The sequence below is a fragment of the Acinetobacter sp. UBA6571 genome (assembly GCF_002434085.1).
Classification (GTDB): Bacteria; Pseudomonadota; Gammaproteobacteria; order Pseudomonadales; family Moraxellaceae; genus Acinetobacter; species Acinetobacter radioresistens.
The window spans coordinates 49721-64828 of sequence record NZ_DJJJ01000010.1 but is presented as its reverse complement, the minus strand read 5'-3'; the positions used below and the strand labels follow the sequence as shown (position 1 = coordinate 64828).

The following is a 15108-nucleotide window of genomic DNA, read 5'->3' as shown; positions in this document are numbered from 1 at the left end:
ATAAAAGCTTATTTTTAAATAAAGTCTTTGTATATTAAAAATTATCAAACGTAAAAAAAGGTGTACGGACAGGTACACCTTTTTTGTTAAGTCAGCTTATTTTTAGCGACTTGAACACTGTTGCTGGTCGTCTTCATAAACTGGAGTATGCTCAATGTACTGGCGTTTAGCCAAGGCTTTTTGTGCACGGTGGTCTTCACGCAGCAAGAGCATGGTAATCGCCAGCATGGCCAGGCTGAGTGCACATAAATAACTGTAAGTGAGTGGAATAATAAAAACTGATTGAATACCAAAACGTACCATTTCCAGTAGACCCCAGAATACCATACCGGCAAGCATAAAACTCAGCCAACGACGGTAAGGCGAAAAGAAAACAGCAACAAGTGCAGCAACAATTAAACCAAATCCCATGATGGTTGCATAATTCGCTGTCCACATACCAATCTCCGTCATTAATGATGTCGTTAGGCCCTTTCTTAGACCATCATGTTATTCCCCAAATGCCCTGCAAAATTGATTATTCTGCTTAGCCTGTTTTGTACTTGTTGGCATTATGAAGAGTTTTCTATAGAAAAAAAGCCCTGAATTCCGATTACACGACATACCTTGTCGCAACATTCTTTTGTCATTACATTAAAAAAAAATATAGAAATGTCTTATCCCAAGCTGTATCAATCTTGGCGCGTCATTACAAAAAAATATGTTGCTTTTTTGAGCAAAAAATAATTTTTTAGTTTAATCTACACATATACAAACCAAGATTATTTTTTATTAACTATCTGTTTATCAGAAGTTTACCAACAAAAAGTGCGACTCCTGAGTCGCACAAGTTGTAACTGTATTTACGCATCAGGCACGATTCAAGTCCTTATCGTGTACACCCAGTAAATAAAGAACACCATCTAGGCCTACACTCGAAATTGCCTGATTAGCATTTTGCCGTACTAGAGGTTTGGCACGAAAAGCCACCCCTAAGCCCGCGATTGAAAGCATAGGCAAGTCATTAGCACCATCTCCAACAGCAATTGCCTGTTCCAGGGAAATACCCATTTTTTCTGCCAGTTCACGCAGTAAGAAGGCTTTGCGGGCACCGTCGACTATATGTCCTTTCACTTCACCAGTGACACGGCCATTTTCTACATCAAGTATATTGGCATGTACTTCGTCAATCCCGAGTTTGGCCTGTAAATATTCTGCGAAATACTGAAAACCACCCGAAAGAATAGCAGTTTTATAACCCAAAGCTTTTAACGTTGAAATCAGACGTTCTGCACCCTCTGTCACTGTCAGTCGCTCAGCAATTTTTGGTAGAACTTCGGCATCTAGCCCTTTAAGCAGAGCAACCCGTGCACGGAAACTCTGCTGGAAATCGAGTTCACCCTGCATGGCACGCTCGGTAATTTCAGCAACCTGTGCACCAACACCAGCTTCTATTGCCAATTCATCAATGACTTCCTGTTCAATCAGGGTGGAATCCATATCAAAACAGACCAGGCGTCGGTTACGCCGATAAGCATTATCTTCTTGTACAGCAACATCAACATTAAGTTCAGTTGAGAGCCTCAGACAGGCAGCTCGCATAGCTGCGGCATCAAGCATTTGTCCGCTCAAGCCAAACTGTATGCAACTACGCTTAGGTTCTACCTGTTCATGATTCAGATGAGGCCGTCCCGATAGACGGGTGACTGTTTCGATATTAAAGCCTTGCCCTGAGACAATATTCGTAACAGCTTGTAAATGCGAAGCTGACAGTTCAGGTGCTAAAGCCGTGACAATATAACGGGTTCGGCCACCTTCATTCACCCATTGTTCGTATTCTGTGCTTGAGATTGGTTTAAAGCGCACAGTTAAACCAATATCATGTGCTAAAATCAAAATCTCTTTCATTGCCAGAGCTGTTGCAGTCTGGTCGTTTGACGCGACTACAATACCTAAGGTGAGCTGATTGTGAATAACGGCCTGCCCCACATCCAGAATTTGCAAGGAATGTACGGACAATACCTGCATTAATCGCGTAAACTGGTTGGGTTGATCAGGTCCTAAAAATGATATAAGAATGATTTCTCGCATGAATTGACTCGGGTCTGAGCTACAACTATTGTAAGAATCATAATCGAAATCAAATATAATTGCCTTGGAAGTTTACGTTGAATGCGCCTAGACAAGGGCTATTTGCTAGCCTGCTGATAATAAGTTTTGCATTGCATACCTTTTTACTGGTTCTTGCAACAACCCATCAACTCAATGAGAATCGGGCCAGCCAAGGCCAGCTGATGACCAGTCAACTGGTCAGTGACTCTCTGGCAGAGCTGGATCCCCCCAACCCGGTTTCGCTGGCATTGGTCGCCAACCGTTATGCGACCAATCCAAGTGTGGCATCTATTCGCATTCTGGATGCCAACAACCAGCTTTTAGCATCAAGTGGCATGGCTAAAACCCGTCAGGGTGAAGTATTTGTGCGTGATGCGCTGCAAAATGAAAAGAAAGTAGGCAGTATTGAGGTCAGTCTGATTAAACCCAGTATTGGTGAAATTTTACGGACCCAGTGGCTGGCAATTCTGGCATCACTGTTTATACATGTGCTGTTATGGCTGGCTTACCGGGCAGTTGCGCGTCCAAGCCGTAGCGAATATCTGGCACGGATCAACAATGAGTCACGCTTGAAACATGAAATTCAGCAGTTGACCCAGGCCCTTGAACTAGAGAAACATAATTCTGCCCTGATGGTGGCCCAGGTACAGCAGCAGGCTAAAGCCCAGCCATTACCTAAAGCCAGAACTGCCGAAATAACTTCAGATAATGATCAGCGAGTGGCATTAAGCATTCAGTTCTATGATCCAAAACAGTTGCTTAGTAGCGTAAACCAGTCCGTTTCTGTGCCTTACTTTAAGCTTTGTCAGATTTTTCTGAATAAAAGTATTGAGCTGTGTGCACAGCATTATCATCTACGCAGTAGCAATCTGGAAATTCGACAGGAATTTAACCAGAATGGTGCAGTCGTTTCTGTCTCTGCTGATTCCAAACCGGCAGTTGAGTGCCTGCTTATGGTAGGCACGGTATTCCAGTTACTTTCAGATGTACTGTATAAACGTTACCGTGAAGACAAACGCTTTGCCCTGCAAACACGGAGTGCGGTTGCAACCGCGGTTGAGGCAATGCAGCTCAACGCCCAGCAAGCTGCTGAACGTCTGGCCCAGCAGCTCAATGCCAAGGAAACTGCTTTATATCTCAATAATGAACAGCTTAAAGACATCAGCCAGAATTACCAGCTGATGCCAATGCCAAATCCGAGTAATGTCCTTACCCGAAATGCATTTATGCTCAATGGTTTAAATACTGAGTCTGCTGAACTTGCACAGCAAATCCGTACTGAAATCCTGATGGGTAAAAAAGTACGTTCAGAACAAGTCTAGTTTCTCTGAAAACAAAAACCTGATCTGTATATAGGTCAGGTTTTTTTATTTCAGTCTAAAACCCTTGGCACACAGACCTAAAATCTTCCAGGTGAGCAAAGATTAAGCATATTCAGCTCTGTTTTAAAATCTCCACTCTTTTCAAAGGGCTATTAGGGTGTGTATAACAGAGAACCAGAACATCCATATCATAAGCATAGGCAAATATAGTTAAAACACGTTAGACTATGGCTTATCAATGCAATTTATTGTCAGCAAGACAAAAAAAGAGGGTCTAGATAGATGCCGCTCAATACTGTAGAAGAGCTCGTTGCAGATATCCGTGCAGGAAAAATGGTCATCCTGATGGATGATGAAGATCGTGAAAATGAAGGCGATTTAGTGATGGCCGCCACGCACGTACGCCCTGAAGATATTAATTTTATGATTACGCATGCGCGTGGTCTGGTTTGTCTGACTTTAAGCCGCGAACGCTGCAAGCAGTTGGATCTGCCACTGATGGTGGATTCTAACGGTGCCCAGCACGGAACAAACTTTACGCTGTCCATTGAAGCGGCAGAGGGTATCACAACTGGTATTTCAGCAGCTGAACGAGCTCACACGATTCGTACTGCGGTAGCCGCCCATGCCAAACCAAGTGATATTGTCCAGCCAGGGCATATTTTTCCATTAATGGCTCAACCGGGAGGTGTTTTGCACCGCGCCGGACACACAGAAGCAGGCTGCGACCTGTCAAGACTGGCAGGACTGGAACCAGCTTCAGTCATTTGTGAAATTATTAAAGAAGACGGTACAATGGCACGCCGTCCGGATCTGGAAATTTTTGCTGAAAAACATGGGCTGAAAATTGGTACAATCGCAGACCTGATTCATTACCGCATGACCAATGAACAGACTATCGAACGTATTGACCAGCAAAGTATCGACACTGAATATGGAACTTTTGACCTGTATCGTTATCGTGAAATCGGTAACCCGGATATTCATCTGGCGCTAGTAAAAGGTGAGCCTAAAGAAGGGGTCACTACGGTTCGTGTGCATGGTTTTAATCCAGCTCGTGATCTGCTGAAACTTAACAAGCAGGAAGGCGAGCCGGCCTGGAATCTGGACCGTGCCTTAAAAACCATTGCTGATAGCGAACGTGGTGTACTGGTCTGGATCGGACAGCGTCACTTGCAGGACTTGGGCCCTGCGCTTGAAAGCCTGAACAAGCCTAAACCGATAAAATCGAACGCAGCGTTATCGCAGCAGTATCAGACTATTGGGGTAGGGGCACAAATTTTACGGGATCTGGGGGTAGAGAAAATGCAGCTACTTAGCTCGCCATTACGCTTTAATGCCCTGTCCGGCTTTAATCTGGAAGTGGTGGAATATATCACCGCAGATCAAACTTTAGTTAAATAATCGAGGTTGCTATGGCGATTCGCCGTATTGAAGGTTTATTACATCTCGCGAGCGAAGGCCGTTACGCGATTCTGGTCGGCCGTTTTAACAGCTTTGTTGTAGAACATCTGTTAGAAGGTGCGATTGATACACTGAAACGTCATGGTGTATCTGAAGAGAATATTACTGTTGTTCACGCACCGGGTGCTTGGGAACTGCCAGTAGTTGCAAAAAAACTAGCTGCAACAAACAAATTTGATGCGATTATTGCGCTAGGCGCAGTGATTCGCGGCAGTACACCACATTTTGACTTTGTAGCCGGTGAATGTGCCAAGGGCTTGGGCGTAGTTGGACTAGATACTGGCTTGCCAGTGATCAACGGTGTATTAACTACGGACAGTATTGAACAGGCGATTGAACGCTCTGGTACAAAAGCAGGTAATAAAGGTAGCGAAGCTGCCCTGACTGCTATTGAAATGGTTAACTTGTTAAAGGCAATCTAAAAGATGTCGCAAACTCTTCAAGCAACTTATGCAGCAAAACGCAAAGCACGCCGTTTTGCTGTACAAGGTATATATGAATGGCAAATGAGCCATAATCCAGTGCATGAAATTGAAGCTCGTACCCGTGCTGAAAATGCCATGCATAAGGTCGACCTTGGCTATTATCATGAGCTGCTTACGCAAGTTGTTGCCCAGCATGAAGCACTTGATACCTTATTGGCTCCGGTACTTGACCGTGAGCTTGGTGCACTTGATGGTGTAGAACTGGCTACGTTACGTCTGGGCGCTTACGAGCTACGGGATCATCTTGAAATTCCTTACCGGGTCGTACTGGATGAAGCGATCGAACTAGCCAAGCATTTTGGTGGTGCAGATAGTCATAAATACATTAATGGTGTACTTGACCGTCTGGCACAAAGTCTGCGTGCGGCAGAAAAACAGCAAGCTGAATAAAAGCTGTTGACGATGGCCGAGTTTTCCTTAATTCAGACCTACTTTAACCGTAATCATCATAGTCAGGTTGATTTAGGTATTGGAGATGACTCGGCTCTGGTCTCCCCTCCTCCCGGCCAGCAACTGGTCATTTGTGCCGATACACTCGTGGCCGGCCGTCATTTCCCGCTCTCGACCTCTGCCCATGCCATTGGCTGGAAAAGTGTCGCGGTAAATCTTTCTGATATTGCTGCCATGGGTGCCAAACCACACAGTATTTTACTGGCATTAACTTTGCCACAGGTAGATCACGAGTGGTTACAGGCTTTTAGCCAAGGCCTATTTGACTGCTGCCAGCAGTTTGGTGTCAGCCTGATTGGTGGTGATACCACTCAGGGTCCACATCTAACTATCAGTATTACTGCATTGGGCTGGGTTGAAGCCGGACAGGCCATTACACGTAGCGGAGCCCAGGCAGGTGATTATATCTGTGTAAGTGGGCAGGTTGGAGATGCAGCTTATGGTCTGCAACATCCCGGACATCCTCTGCAAAAACGGCTAGATTATCCAACACCACGCTGTGAACTTGGCCAGCAGCTTAAAGGCATGGCCTCAGCCATGATCGATATTTCAGACGGACTGGCACAGGATTTAGGTCATATTTTACAGGCATCGCATGTAGGCGCACAGATCGAACTCGAGTGTCTGCCACTTGATCCTGTACTACAGCAGCTCTCTTTAAATGAAAAGTTCCAGTATGCCTTAGCTGGTGGCGATGACTATGAGCTTTGCTTTACGCTGAGTCCGACAGCTTATGAAAAACTTTTACAACAACAAAGTCATGTAAAAATTAGCAAAATCGGGCATATTACTGAGCGGCTCGGCTTAACTTTTGAAAAAGATGGCATAGACCATCCGTTTCAGTTTCACGGATATCAACATTTTGCATAAACCTTCCATCAAATTTAAACAGATGACCTGGACACAGCGCTGTATTGTATTTTGTGGCGTAGGTTTCGGTTCAGGTCTAGCACCTAAGGCTCCGGGTACGTTTGGTTCTGCTTTTGCCTTGCTGTTTATACCCGCTTGGCTGGCACTAGGTTTTTTTAACAGTGTCTTGATCATTGTACTGATGTCACTGCTAGGTATTTATCTGTGCGGGCGTACTGCTGAACTCATGGGTGTACATGACGATGGCCGCATTGTCTGGGATGAATTTGCTGGACAGTCTATTTCATTTTTACCACTGGTGTATCTAGGTCAGATGAATTGGCTGTGGGTTCTTATCGGTTTTGCCCTGTTCCGTTTGTTCGATGTCTGGAAGCCTTGGCCAATCCGGGTAGTTGACCGCCGGGTACATGGTGGCTTTGGTATTATGCTTGATGATATTATCGCGGGTATCTGGGCTGCACTCTGTATATTAATTTATTTATATTTTTCCAGGATTTAACCCTATTTTTTAGGATTACTCATGTCTACAAGCGTTATTATTCTTGCGGCAGGTAAAGGAACCCGAATGCGTTCCCATTTACCTAAAGTCTTACAACCTCTGGCAGGGCGTCCATTGCTTGGTCATGTGATTGAGACCGCAAAAAAACTACAAGCTGAAAATATTATTACGATTTATGGCCATGGTGGCCAACTGGTTCAAGATGCATTTGTTGAAGAAAAAATTCAATGGGTAGAACAGGCAGAACAGCTCGGAACCGGACATGCGGTTCAAATGACGCTACCAGTATTACCTAAAGAAGGTATTTCCCTGATTCTATATGGTGATGTGCCGTTAGTGCGCCAGCAGACATTAGAACAGCTGCTGGAGGCATCCAGAGAAACCGGTATTGGCATGATTACTTTAACTGTAGACAATCCAGCAGGTTATGGCCGAATTGTACGTGAAAGTGGCAAAATTCAGGCAATTGTCGAGCACAAAGATGCGTCGGATGAGCAGCGTCTGATTAATGAAATCAATACCGGTATTTATTGTGTTAGTAATGCCAAGCTGCATCAGTGGCTGCCGCAGCTTTCCAATGACAATGTACAGGGTGAATATTACCTGACTGACATTGTAGCGATGGCCGTGGCAGACGGTCTGGAGATTGCATCAATTCAACCAGAACTGGCATTTGAAGTTGAAGGAATAAATGACCGCCTGCAACTTTCTGCACTGGAACGCGATTTTCAGCAGCAGCAGGCGAAAGATCTTATGCAGCAAGGGGTGCATTTGATTGATCCTTCACGCTTTGATTTACGTGGAACATTAAAAGCCGGCCAAGATGTGCGAATTGATATTAATGTCATTATTGAGGGCGACTGTGAACTCGGTGATTTTGTCGAGATTGGCGCAGGCTGTGTTCTCAAAAATACTAAAATTGCGGCTGGAACCAAAGTCCAGCCATATAGCGTATTTGAAAACGCGGTAGTGGGTGAAAATACCCAGATTGGGCCATTTGCCCGCCTTCGTCCGGGCGCAAAACTTGGCAATGATGTACATATTGGTAATTTTGTTGAAGTGAAAAATACCTCTATCGGTACAGGCTCGAAAGCCAATCATTTTACTTATTTAGGGGACGCTGAAGTCGGCGAAAATTCCAATATTGGTGCAGGCACAATTACCTGTAATTATGATGGTGCCAACAAGCATAAGACCATTATTGGTAATGAGGCCTTTGTCGGTTCAAATAGCTCACTGGTTGCCCCGGTCAGAATAGGTAATGGCGCAACAGTTGGTGCAGGCTCAGTCATTACCCGTGATGTTGAAGATTATTCTCTGGCTTTTGAACGTGCCAAACAGCTCTCCAAAGAAAACTATCAGCGTCCACAAAAAATTAAAAAATAGAGGAATAAACTATGTGCGGTATTGTTGGTGGCGTTGCTGAACGTAATATTATTAATATTTTAATTGAAGGCCTAAAACGCCTTGAATACCGGGGTTATGACTCAGCCGGTGTTGCCCTGCTGCATAATGGCCAGATTGTACGCGAACGCCGTGTCGGTAAAGTAGCCATGCTGGAAGAGGCAGTTCGTGACAGCCAGATTAGCGGTTCGGTCGGTATTGCTCATACGCGCTGGGCCACTCATGGTAAACCGACTGAAGATAATGCTCACCCGCATATCTCTGGTAATGTTGCAGTTGTTCATAACGGTATTATTGAGAATTACCAGGAACTCAAAGATGATCTGGAAGCTCTCGGCTATGTTTTCACCTCACAGACCGATACCGAAGTAGTGGCACATCTGGTTAATGATGCCCTTAAATCAACCTCAAATCTGCTGGAAGCAGTTAATCAGGTGGTTCCACAGTTAAAAGGTGCCTATGCACTGGGAATTATCCATACTGATCATCCGGATGAGTTAATTACAGTACGTGAAGGCTCACCTCTTGTGATTGGAGTAGGTATTGGCGAGAACTTTATTAGCTCTGACCAGCTGGCATTGCTTCCGATCACTAACCGTTTTATCTATCTGGAAGAAGGTGATATTGCACGCCTCACCCGTAACAGTATTGAAGTTTATGCTCATGGCCAGCGTATTGACCGTCCGGTAAAAGAGCTGGATGCTACAGTAAGCAATGCATCTAAAGGTGAATATAAGCACTATATGCTCAAAGAAATTTATGAGCAGCCGGAAGCGATTCAGCAGACAATATCTCAGGCTCTAAATAGTGACCACCTGCGTGAAGATTTTCTGGAAAGTGCTGAAAATGATTTCAAGAATATCCAGCAGGTACAGATTATTGCCTGTGGCACCAGCTATCATGCCGGGATGATTGCCAAATACTGGTTTGAACAGATTATCGGGCTGTCCTGCCAAGTCGAAATCGCCAGCGAATTCCGTTATCGTTCGCCGGTAATTATAGCAAATACCCTATATATCTGTATTTCTCAGTCTGGTGAAACTGCCGACACACTTGCTGCCCTGCGTGATACCAAAAAACGGGCTGCCGAGAAAAATATCCCTATTACCACCATGACGATTTGTAATGTTGCAACTTCATCAATGGTACGTGAAACAGATCATTATCTGCTGACTTTGGCAGGGCCAGAAATTGGTGTCGCCTCAACCAAGGCCTTCACTACCCAGCTGGCGGCATTAATGCTGTTAATATTAAAAGTCGGTCAGGTCAAGCAAAGTATTAGTGCTCAGCAGATTGCTGAGATTACGGCAGAATTATGGCACTGTCCAAAAGTAATACTGGATACCTTGCAACATGACAGTGAGATTTTACGTCTCTCTGAGCTGTTTGTAGAAAAACAGCATTGTCTGTTTTTAGGCCGGGGAATTCATTATCCGATCGCGCTAGAAGGCGCGCTTAAATTGAAAGAAATTTCCTATATCCATGCTGAAGGCTACGCAGCAGGAGAATTAAAACACGGCCCACTGGCATTGGTAGATAACGATATGCCAGTAGTTATTCTCGCGCCACAAGATGACATGCTCGATAAATTAAAATCGAATATGGAAGAGGTACAGGCGCGTGGTGGAGAATTATTTGTTTTTGCAGATGAGAACAGCGGTATACAGGAAAAAGAGCGTCAGCATGTGGTCAGCATTCCCACTGTAACTGCCTGCTTGGCGCCTATTGTATATAGTGTTCCAGTGCAGCTATTGTCTTACCATGTTGCAGTGCTACGTGGTACTGATGTGGACCAGCCACGTAATTTAGCCAAGTCCGTTACTGTTGAATAATTTAATATCTGATAATAAAAAAGAGAGTTTATTGCTCTCTTTTTTATTATTTAAAAGAAATGATCATCTTCATAATTAAGATTGTTTTACATTGTTTATAGAATTAGTAGACGAGGGATATACCGAAAATTTTTTAGCTCCTGCTACGCAAATGACAACCATGAGTGAAATCCCCCACATTATCGGGCTTACGGTTTCATTCAATAACCAAGCAGACAAGCCTAAACCTAAAAACGGTTGTAGCAGTTGTAATTGTCCTACTGCCAGTACCCCACCTTGTGCCAAGCCTTGATACCAGAAAATAAAACCGAGAAACATACTAAAGAAAGCGACATATAACAGCGCCAGTAGCTCAGAAATAGTAATCTGGCTAAAATTTTGTGGTAGATAGACATAACTCAGCATGAGCATAAGCGGTAAAGAAATTACCAAAGCCCAAGAAATTACTTGCCACCCGCCAAGCTGTCTCGACAGTTTTCCTCCTTCAGCATAACCCAGTCCACAAACCGTAATGGCAGCTAGCATCCAAAGGTTTCCAGACATGCTATTTTCACCCTGTACTTTAAGCAGCATAAAACCCATGACACCACTGCTCCCCAGAAGTGCAAATAGCCAAAATAAAGGCTGGGGCCACTGTTCACCACGTATTACCCCAAAAATAGCTGTAGATAGGGGCAGCAGAGCAATAAAGACAATTGAATATGATGCACTAATGTATTGCAACGCAAGTGCAGTACATAAAGGGAAGCCTATAACAACGCCTAAAGATACAATTACCAGAGAGCTCACATAAGTACGTTTAGGCCATTTCTCTTTCAATATTTTTAAGACCAATAAGGCCAGCAATCCGGCAATTGCTGCACGGGCAACAGTTAAAAACTCTGGGGTAAAACCTGCTACAGCGACTCGGGTTGCAGGCAGGGAGCCTGAAAAAATAATTACGCCAATCAGCCCATTTAACCAGCCTCTAGATGACTTATACATACTCTATCTTCCTATAACGGTTGATATGTTATAAGACATCTTATAGTTGTACTAACAGATACAGCCCCATACAATTTAAACATACTGTATTGCTCTAGAAATTGGCACTGTTATGGAAAATAATGTAAAGAAAACAAAAATAGAAATAGTCATGCAAAGTGTGCGTGAAAAAGTGGCAAACCGCCATCTGGTCTCAGGGGCACGCTTACCTTCAGTACGGGCAATGGCCCAGGAATTTAATTTTTCGGTCTCTACCGTTGTAGAGGCTTATGAACGGCTGGTCACGGAAGAACTTATAGAAGCACGTGCCGGAGCGGGCTATTTTGTTTGCTCGTCGGTCAGGGCTTATCCTTTAAATACGGTTGAACCTTGTTTGACCCGGGAAATAGATCCGCTCTGGATCTCACGGCAATCTCTTGAAGCAAAGCCAGATTCTCTTAAACCAGGATGTGGCTGGATGCCGGCAAACTGGATGCCAGAAGCTGCTTTACGAAAAGCACTGAGAAAAACCTCACGAACTGAACCTTATGGTCTGGTCAGCTATTCTACACCTGCCGGTTATGCACCCTTACGCCATCTGATTGCCAGACGTATGGAGATGACAGGGGTATACAGTCTACCTGAGCAGATAATTTTATCTGATAGCGGTACACAGTCAATCGACCTGATCTGTCGGCTCTTTTTAAATCCAGGTGATGTTGTCCTGATTGATGACCCTTGCTATTTTAACTTTCACGCGTTACTCAAGGTGCATAAAGTCGAAACCATAGCAGTTCCTTTTACAGCTCAGGGTCCAGATATAGCAGCGTTTCAAGCTGCACTGGCTAAACGGCCGCGACTTTATATTACCAATGCCGGTATACATAACCCGACCGGGGCCAGCCTCTCGATTTCTACTGCATACCAGATACTCAAACTGGCCGAGGCAGCTCAACTGATTATTATAGAAGATGATATCTTTGCTGATCTTGAATTAATTCCGGCGCCCCGTTATGCAGCATTAAATGGCTTTCATCAGGTAATACAGATTGGCAGTTTTTCTAAAACCCTGTCAGCATCTATTCGCTGCGGTTATATTGCTGCCAAACCGGAATGGGTTGAACGCCTGATCGATCTAAAGATCGCTACCTGTTTTAACAGCAATCATTTAAATACTGAAATTATTTATCATGCCTTGACAGATTCAGCCTACCGCAAGCATCTAGACTGGCTGCGCCTACATCTGGCAGAGGCTATGAGTAAAACCGCAGGAAACTTAAAGAAACTGGATATTCACCCTTGGTTGTTACCTAAAGCAGGTATGTTTCTCTGGTGCCAGTTACCTGCGGGCTATCAGGCGGATAAAATTTCTAAAGATTCGCTCAAACACGGCGTAATTCTCGCACCAGGCGGAGCATTCAGCTCATCACCAACCGCTAACCAGTTCCTAAGATTTAATGTGGCACAGTCCAATCATAAGAAAATCTACCAGATCCTGGAGAAAGTCTTAAACAAACAATCCAGAGCTGGCAGCACCGACATTTAACTGCAGGATTATTCCTGATTAGTATAGATGTCTAGTATATCCATCCTATAAGCCGATTAGAAAAGTTAGTCTCTGGGTGATCAGTTATATTTGTACCACTGACAGCTTCAATACTCATGAATTTTCAAGATTATGCGTAACGTCTATTTTCCAATATTATCGCTCGCTACATGGTATGGCCGGGTGAAGACTATAAGTTGTACCTGTTTTATCTGGTGGTTTAAAGCCAGGTAAATTTTATATTATACCGGCTAAAGGGCATGTAGTGCTTAAACCGGTCTGGTCACCAATCTATCTTATATTGAGCTTAATATTGCGCACTCTTATTGAACACTACCACTCTAGCTCTTTAAATGATCATCTCTGAGAAAAGCTGGGTTCACAGTTTAGATACAACCAGATTTATTCCTCATGCCGCTGTGGGGCTACTTCCTGCCGAGTTCGGCTGGCCCAGTAAGTTGCCAATGCCGGGCCGGAAATATTATGCCAGAGGCTAAAGATAGCACTTGGTACTGCTGTAACTGGTGAAGCAGCAAAATGTACGGCGGCAAGTGCAACACCCAGTCCTGAATTCTGCATGCCAACCTCGATTGCCACCGCTTTACTGTCTGCATAAGGTAACTTAAACAGGCAACTGGCCCAGAATCCCAACAAATATCCCAAGGTATTATGCAGCATGACTACTCCTAGAATCATTAACCCGGATTCCAGTATAGAAGCCTTGCTGCCACCAATGATCGCAGCCACAATGGCCACAATAGCAACCACTGAAACCAGAGGCATGACCTGAATATACTGTTCTACCTTTTGCTTAAGTAAGCTACGGACAATAAGCCCTAGCAGTATTGGAAATAGCACCACCTGCAAAATAGAAACCAGCATAGAAGCAGCATTAATTTCAATCCACTGGCTGGCCAATACATAAAAAATTGCTGGTGTAAAAATAGGTGCTAATAAGGTAGATACCGAGGTACAGGCTACTGATAGCGCCGTATTGCCCTTGGCCATATAAGTAATTACATTAGAAGCTGTACCTCCCGGGCAACATCCGACTAGAATGACACCAATGGCAATTTCAGGCGGTAACTGGAATAATTTACATAAAATAAACGCCAGGCCCGGCATGACTACGAACTGGGCAGCTTCCAATGATTACTGCTCTTGGGCTTTGTAATACGCTTTTAAAATCATTTGGTGTCATGGTCATGCCCATGCCAAACATAATAATACCCAGCATCCAGGTAATATAGGCCTTGAGCCAGACAAAAGCCTCAGGCACTAATAACGCAATCCCTGCAAACAGGACAACCCATAATGCAAAAGTTTTCTGAATAAACTGGGTCAAGCGTAACAAGGCAGCCATAAAATTCATCCATGTATTGACAGAGAAAATCAAACTTTAAAGTTTTACTATAAAAATATTCTTTTTCTGTTGAGGTAAGCGGGTTTAAACACCCATTCTGCCATATTCTTTGAGCGCATCATTCATCTTGAACTGTGACTTTAAATAAATCATCTGATTGGATACGCTGTACGCCCCTATCGAGCATCTGCTGCCAGGCTTGTTCAAGTGAACCCTCAAGGTCAATTGCCTTGGTGGCATCTTCAATTACAAAAGTATTAAAACCGAATTGACGTGCATCCATTGCTGTCCAGGCCACACAGAAGTCTGTAGCAATCCCTGCAATATATACTGTATCAATTCGGCGTTCTTTTAAATAACCTGCCAGACCGGTTACAGTTTCCTGGTCTGCTTCCAGAAAAGCTGAGTAGCTATCAATGTCAGGATGAAATCCTTTTCGAATTACCAGCTGTGCAGCTGGAACATTAAGCAAGGGATGTAACTCAGCATCGTCAGTGCCTTGAACACAATGTGCCGGCCACAGTACTTGTGTCCCGTAAGCTAGCTCAATACTGTCATAAGGCTTTTTATTTAAATGGTTTTTTGCAAATGAAACATGATTTTCCGGATGCCAGTCCTGAGTCAGAATAATATTTTTAAACTTTTGAGCCAGCCGGTTAATTAGCGGAATAATCTGGTCCGCCCCATTGACTGCCAGATTGCCACCGGGACAAAAACCATTTTGCACATCGACAATAATCAAAGCACTGTTTTGCGGAAGCATGCGGTAGCTCCTCTAAGCTGTATCTGAAAATTAAAATAGTGTAGCGTGGTTTCAGC

General features: G+C 44.1%; 13 protein-coding genes and 1 pseudogene. 9 read left to right on the top strand and 5 right to left on the bottom strand.

Going from position 1 to position 15108, the window contains the following annotated elements; all coding sequences use genetic code 11:
- Positions 1–102 precede the first annotated feature (102 nt).
- Together aciT and serB are read right to left on the bottom strand one after the other, a co-directional pair.
- Positions 103–438 (bottom strand): ciprofloxacin tolerance protein AciT, encoded by a 336-nt coding sequence (gene aciT / locus B3X18_RS01530; protein WP_005017736.1) that lies wholly within the window; start codon positions 436–438, stop codon positions 103–105.
- A gap of 411 nt (positions 439–849) precedes the next feature.
- Positions 850–2070 carry a phosphoserine phosphatase SerB gene (gene serB, locus B3X18_RS01525; RefSeq protein WP_005017734.1) on the bottom strand — a complete coding sequence of 407 codons (1221 nt, stop codon included), beginning with the start codon at positions 2068–2070 and terminating at the stop codon, positions 850–852.
- Between the two features lie 59 nt (positions 2071–2129).
- Here serB and B3X18_RS01520 point away from each other — a divergent pair, with 59 nt between their 5' ends.
- The 8 genes from B3X18_RS01520 (at position 2130) to glmS (ending at position 10417) form a co-directional block, all read left to right on the top strand.
- Entirely contained in the window at positions 2130–3413 is a 1284-nt protein-coding gene (locus B3X18_RS01520) for a hypothetical protein (RefSeq protein WP_105919129.1), read from the top strand.
- Between the two features lie 282 nt (positions 3414–3695).
- Positions 3696–4817 (top strand): bifunctional 3,4-dihydroxy-2-butanone-4-phosphate synthase/GTP cyclohydrolase II, encoded by a 1122-nt coding sequence (gene ribBA, locus B3X18_RS01515; RefSeq protein ID WP_005017730.1) that lies wholly within the window; start codon positions 3696–3698, stop codon positions 4815–4817.
- 11 nt (positions 4818–4828) lie between these two features.
- Complete coding sequence (ribE, locus tag B3X18_RS01510; RefSeq protein WP_005023974.1) at positions 4829–5299, top strand: 6,7-dimethyl-8-ribityllumazine synthase; 471 nt, start codon at positions 4829–4831, stop codon at positions 5297–5299.
- 3 nt (positions 5300–5302) lie between these two features.
- On the top strand, positions 5303–5752 hold the full coding sequence (gene nusB, locus B3X18_RS01505; RefSeq protein ID WP_034669731.1) for a transcription antitermination factor NusB: 450 nt from the start codon (positions 5303–5305) through the stop codon (positions 5750–5752).
- Positions 5753–5764: 12 nt separating this feature from the next.
- Complete coding sequence (thiL, locus tag B3X18_RS01500) at positions 5765–6682, top strand: thiamine-phosphate kinase (protein ID WP_034669727.1); 918 nt, start codon at positions 5765–5767, stop codon at positions 6680–6682.
- A 22-nt stretch (positions 6683–6704) separates the two neighbouring features.
- The gene (locus tag B3X18_RS01495) at positions 6705–7181 is read left to right on the top strand and encodes a phosphatidylglycerophosphatase A family protein (RefSeq protein ID WP_005404828.1); all 477 of its coding nucleotides are present in this window, start codon (positions 6705–6707) and stop codon (positions 7179–7181) included.
- A gap of 21 nt (positions 7182–7202) precedes the next feature.
- Positions 7203–8567 (top strand): bifunctional UDP-N-acetylglucosamine diphosphorylase/glucosamine-1-phosphate N-acetyltransferase GlmU, encoded by a 1365-nt coding sequence (gene glmU / locus B3X18_RS01490; protein WP_005023967.1) that lies wholly within the window; start codon positions 7203–7205, stop codon positions 8565–8567.
- An 11-nt stretch (positions 8568–8578) separates the two neighbouring features.
- Positions 8579–10417 carry a glutamine--fructose-6-phosphate transaminase (isomerizing) gene (gene glmS / locus B3X18_RS01485; RefSeq protein WP_005017717.1) on the top strand — a complete coding sequence of 613 codons (1839 nt, stop codon included), beginning with the start codon at positions 8579–8581 and terminating at the stop codon, positions 10415–10417.
- A 75-nt stretch (positions 10418–10492) separates the two neighbouring features.
- Here glmS and B3X18_RS01480 read toward each other — a convergent pair whose 3' ends face one another.
- Positions 10493–11401: a DMT family transporter gene (locus B3X18_RS01480; RefSeq protein WP_034669724.1), complete on the bottom strand. Its 909-nt coding sequence runs from the start codon at positions 11399–11401 to the stop codon at positions 10493–10495.
- Positions 11402–11513: 112 nt separating this feature from the next.
- On the opposite strand from B3X18_RS01480, the gene B3X18_RS01475 reads away from it, so the two are divergent.
- Entirely contained in the window at positions 11514–12926 is a 1413-nt protein-coding gene (locus B3X18_RS01475; protein ID WP_034669722.1) for a PLP-dependent aminotransferase family protein, read from the top strand.
- Positions 12927–13328: 402 nt separating this feature from the next.
- Here the strand turns inward: B3X18_RS01475 and B3X18_RS01470 are convergent.
- Positions 13329–14289: pseudogene (locus B3X18_RS01470) on the bottom strand (bile acid:sodium symporter family protein).
- A 118-nt stretch (positions 14290–14407) separates the two neighbouring features.
- Positions 14408–15052: a bifunctional nicotinamidase/pyrazinamidase gene (pncA, locus tag B3X18_RS01465; protein WP_034669719.1), complete on the bottom strand. Its 645-nt coding sequence runs from the start codon at positions 15050–15052 to the stop codon at positions 14408–14410.
- Positions 15053–15108 lie beyond the last annotated feature (56 nt).

Coding starts and splice junctions, on each gene's coding strand:
- aciT (WP_005017736.1), bottom strand. CDS start 438: ATGTGGACAGCGAATTATGCAACCATCATGGGATTTGGTTTAATTGTT.
- serB (WP_005017734.1), bottom strand. CDS start 2,070: ATGCGAGAAATCATTCTTATATCATTTTTAGGACCTGATCAACCCAAC.
- ribBA (WP_005017730.1), top strand. CDS start 3,696: ATGCCGCTCAATACTGTAGAAGAGCTCGTTGCAGATATCCGTGCAGGA.
- ribE (WP_005023974.1), top strand. CDS start 4,829: ATGGCGATTCGCCGTATTGAAGGTTTATTACATCTCGCGAGCGAAGGC.
- nusB (WP_034669731.1), top strand. CDS start 5,303: ATGTCGCAAACTCTTCAAGCAACTTATGCAGCAAAACGCAAAGCACGC.
- thiL (WP_034669727.1), top strand. CDS start 5,765: ATGGCCGAGTTTTCCTTAATTCAGACCTACTTTAACCGTAATCATCAT.
- B3X18_RS01495 (WP_005404828.1), top strand. CDS start 6,705: ATGACCTGGACACAGCGCTGTATTGTATTTTGTGGCGTAGGTTTCGGT.
- glmU (WP_005023967.1), top strand. CDS start 7,203: ATGTCTACAAGCGTTATTATTCTTGCGGCAGGTAAAGGAACCCGAATG.
- glmS (WP_005017717.1), top strand. CDS start 8,579: ATGTGCGGTATTGTTGGTGGCGTTGCTGAACGTAATATTATTAATATT.
- B3X18_RS01480 (WP_034669724.1), bottom strand. CDS start 11,401: ATGTATAAGTCATCTAGAGGCTGGTTAAATGGGCTGATTGGCGTAATT.
- B3X18_RS01475 (WP_034669722.1), top strand. CDS start 11,514: ATGGAAAATAATGTAAAGAAAACAAAAATAGAAATAGTCATGCAAAGT.
- pncA (WP_034669719.1), bottom strand. CDS start 15,052: ATGCTTCCGCAAAACAGTGCTTTGATTATTGTCGATGTGCAAAATGGT.